The sequence below is a fragment of the Mesobacillus sp. genome (assembly GCF_049588175.1).
Classification (GTDB): Bacteria; Bacillota; Bacilli; order Bacillales; family Cytobacillaceae; genus Mesobacillus.
This window is the reverse complement of record NZ_JBAVFI010000338.1, coordinates 1-2,719: the sequence shown is the minus strand read 5'-3', so window position 1 is coordinate 2,719 and position 2,719 is coordinate 1. Positions and strand designations below refer to the sequence as shown.

At 41.2% G+C, this 2,719-nt stretch carries 3 protein-coding genes and 1 riboswitch; all 3 genes read right to left on the bottom strand.

Features of this window, described 5'->3' with window-relative positions; translation table 11 throughout:
* Positions 1–98: riboswitch (cyclic di-AMP (ydaO/yuaA leader) on the bottom strand. This riboswitch is flagged as partial in the annotation.
* A 263-nt stretch (positions 99–361) separates the two neighbouring features.
* The 3 genes from WB217_RS08455 to WB217_RS08445 are packed head-to-tail and all read right to left on the bottom strand — an operon-like array spanning position 362 to position 2,600.
* Positions 362–1,090, bottom strand: coding sequence for an amino acid ABC transporter ATP-binding protein (locus WB217_RS08455; RefSeq protein WP_335432298.1), 729 nt, complete (start codon positions 1,088–1,090; stop codon positions 362–364).
* A 27-nt stretch (positions 1,091–1,117) separates the two neighbouring features.
* A complete protein-coding gene (locus WB217_RS08450) occupies positions 1,118–1,783 on the bottom strand; it encodes an amino acid ABC transporter permease (RefSeq protein WP_423992492.1) in 666 nt (221 codons plus the stop codon).
* A 37-nt stretch (positions 1,784–1,820) separates the two neighbouring features.
* Entirely contained in the window at positions 1,821–2,600 is a 780-nt protein-coding gene (locus WB217_RS08445; RefSeq protein WP_423992490.1) for a transporter substrate-binding domain-containing protein, read from the bottom strand.
* Between the last annotated feature and the right edge of the window lie 119 nt (positions 2,601–2,719).

Here is a 2,719-nt window from a genome sequence, read left to right as displayed (position 1 = left end):
GAATAGCCCTGCCTTTTATTCAAAGGCTTCACCCCTAGTGGATTTTCAACCACGAAAGTTGGTTCCCCCGCTCCAATTGGATTCAGCGATTTAGAAATTTGAAACTTAATTTAATTTTGGGATTCAGCATAAAAATTTTGGGATTCAGTATAAAATCTGAAACTGTTGTAATCATACTCCTCCAATATTCTTGTTGTAAAGGATGAAAAGAACGCTAAAAACGACCCTTTTTACCCAATTCAAACGAAAACTACCTGCTTATCTCACCATATCTCACGGAATCGCTGTTTTTCTTGGTTTTTCAACTCTTTATATACAAAACACAAAGCAGTCCTGATTTCTCAGAACTGCTTCGCAAAAATTATTTAAGAGCTGTTGTCTGGATGAATTCCTTTGTACGCTCTTCTTGTGGATTGGTGAAGAACTCTTCTGGTTTAGCTTTCTCAACAATGATTCCTTCATCCATATAAATGATCCAGTCGGCAACCTCACGAGCAAAACCCATTTCGTGGGTAACCACAACCATAGTCATGCCATCCTCTGCTAACCCTTTCATAGTCGCTAAAACTTCTCCCACTAATTCAGGATCTAATGCAGAGGTTGGTTCGTCAAAAAGCATGATATCCGGCTTCATTGCCAACGCACGGGCAATTGCTACCCGCTGTTTCTGGCCACCTGACAATTTGCTTGGATAAACATCTGCTTTATCCTCAAGACCAACTTTCATTAGAAGCTCCTTAGCTTCCCTGATAGCTTCATTTTTTGGCATCTTTTTTACATGAACAGGTGCCTCAATGATATTTTCCAGTACGGTCATATGGGGAAAAAGATTAAAATGCTGGAATACCATTCCTACCTTTTGGCGCACTTCATTTATATCATGTGTATCCTGCGAGACCTCTTCCCCTTCGATAATGATTCTGCCATTGTCCTTTTTTTCAAGGAAATTAATGCAGCGAAGCAAGGTACTTTTACCTGAACCACTGGCTCCGACAAGACATACCACATCGCTTTCCTTAACCGTTATATTGATATCCTTCAGGACATGAAGGTCGTCAAAGGATTTATTTAAGTTTTCAACATGAATCATTTCTTTTGTATACACTTCATTTCCTCCTTACCTGTCACTAACAGCTAATTTCTTTTCGATTGCCCTTACGATCAACGTCAGAATCGCAACTAGAACTAGATAATAGAAAGCTACGATTAACAGATACGTCATTTCGTCAAAGTTGTTTGAACCAAGCGTCGTTGCTACGTTAAATAGCTCGTTCATCGAGATGAACGCCGCGAGCGAGGAATCCTTAAGGCCGATTATAAATTGGTTGCCAAGCGGCGGAAGGGAACGGCGGAACGCCTGCGGCAAAATAATCCTTCTCATGGTCAAAGCCTTTGACATACCTAATGAACGGCCAGCTTCCATTTGGCCTTTATCTACCGATTGGATGGTACCTCGGAAGATTTCCGCGATATACGCACCATTATGGAACGCTAACGCCAATGCCGCCGCCCAGAAATCAGGAATCAGAAAGATTCCGCTGATTCCGAAGTATAAAATAAAGATTTGTACAATCAGTGGAGTTCCCCTGATTAAATAAACATACGTGTCGGAAATCCATTCTAAAGGCTTGATGTTAGAAATTTTTAAAAGTGCAAAGAATAAACCAATCACGATTCCTACTAAAATTGAGACTACGGTAAGCTGCAGCGTAAGCAGCATAGCATCGATAAAAAGGTCACTGCTGTCAATCAAAGTTTGTAAAACATGTCCTATACTTGGCAAAGCTCCTACATCCCTTCTCTATTAATTATCTATCTGTCTACTCCGGCTTCGTTGTGATATCCTCACCGAAATATTTTTGGCTGATTTTCGAGAGTGTTCCGTCGTTGCGCAGATTCTCCAGCGCTTCATTCACCCTTACTAACAGCTGCGGGTTATCCTTTGGAACAACAACAGCCTGCTCACTTCTTTCAATTAGCTGCCTTCCTTCTATCTCAAAGCCTTCCTTCGCTGCACTCTTACCTGTAACGAAGTCAGTAATGACCGCGTCGTGGCGTCCGGTGCTTAAGGCTTTCAATGCAGTGATATCACTATCGTACATTTTAATATTTGAAGTATATTTAGAGGCAGTGTCCGCGTATGTGGATCCTTTTGCGACAGCAACTTCCTTCCCCTTTAAATCATCAACAGTTTTGATGTTGCTATCGGGTCTTACGAAGATTTGCGGACCTGAATAGTAGTAAGGAGTGGAAAAAAATACATGCTTACTCCTCTGAGGGTTAATTGTGTGGCTGGCAACAGCGACATCAGCTCGGCCTGTTTTTACCCCTTCAACAATTCCCTTGAATTTCATTCTTTTTTGTACAGGCTTAAGCCCCATCTCTTTGGCTAACGCTTCTCCCACTTCAATGTCAAAGCCCGTCATTGTCAAATCATCTTTAAGATAACTGAACGGCTTAAACTCACCCGAAGCTGTGAAGATTAATTCATCCTTGTCTACTAGCTCAGTTCCATCGTCAAGCTGTTCCTTTTCTGCACATGCAGATAAAGACAATACTGAGAGAACCAAAGCTGCAAATAGTACCCATTTTTTTGACATTCCCCTATGATCTCCTCTCTCTTTTTTTCTGCTTGCTAACTAAGTACCCTATTTACTAAGGCAATAATCATAAAATCAAAGGGGGTTATTGTAATAGAGGGAGAAATATGGGAAAACCC